General features: G+C 51.7%; 1 pseudogene. It reads left to right on the top strand.

The features are described 5' to 3' along the window. Window positions 1-427 precede the first annotated feature (427 nt). A pseudogene (locus DOU54_RS18585) lies at window positions 428-640 on the top strand (ArsR/SmtB family transcription factor); the annotation flags it as partial. Window positions 641-714 lie beyond the last annotated feature (74 nt).

The raw sequence follows: 714 nt of genomic DNA, 5'->3' as shown, positions 1-714 counted from the left end.
TGGGAACATATCAACCTTACCGGCATCTACACATGGGATGCCGAACATCAGATGCCGAACGGATTTCGATCGCTCCGCCTTCCGGCTAGGCTAAGGAACGCCGCGTAAGTTCTCATTCCGTTCGTCCTTAGCGTACGATTTCGGACTGCTCTTGTTCTGACCCCTGATTGGCGCATGAGAGAAACCGCAAAATTGTTACTATGTCTTCGGGGAATGTCGAGCTTGCGCGATGAGGCCTGATTTTCTTGTGATTGCCTATCCTATTAACTCTCGTTGTGCGTTCATTTTTTTGCCCTTTTACGCTGTGCATGGCTGACGTGGTGGCCACGACGGAGCCTTATTTCCCGGGGAGGAAAGCTTTATCGGACAAGACCAAACAAGCATCTCGCCAGAGCGATTTACAGATACGGTGACAGGCAGCGGCGTTATGGAAAACAACGACAGGATCGTAAAGGAAGGGGCCGCCCTTCTTAGTGCTCTCGCAAATCCAAGACGGTTGCAGGTTATGATTCTCCTCGCCGAACACACCGAACTGTCCGTCCGGGAAATGGCCGATCGGATCGATATCTCTCAGTCGGCACTGTCCCAGCATCTCAGTAAATTGCGTCATGCAAAACTCGTATCGACCCGTCGTGACGCGCATGTCCCGGATCAGCGCCCTTGAGACAGAAGTGTTTTAATTGAGAAGAGAGGATTTTCGGCTCATCGTAGCTC

The sequence above is a fragment of the Agrobacterium sp. MS2 genome (assembly GCF_003261015.1).
GTDB classification, from domain to species: Bacteria; Pseudomonadota; Alphaproteobacteria; order Rhizobiales; family Rhizobiaceae; genus Agrobacterium; species Agrobacterium pusense.
This window is presented reverse-complemented; position numbering and strand designations above follow the sequence as displayed.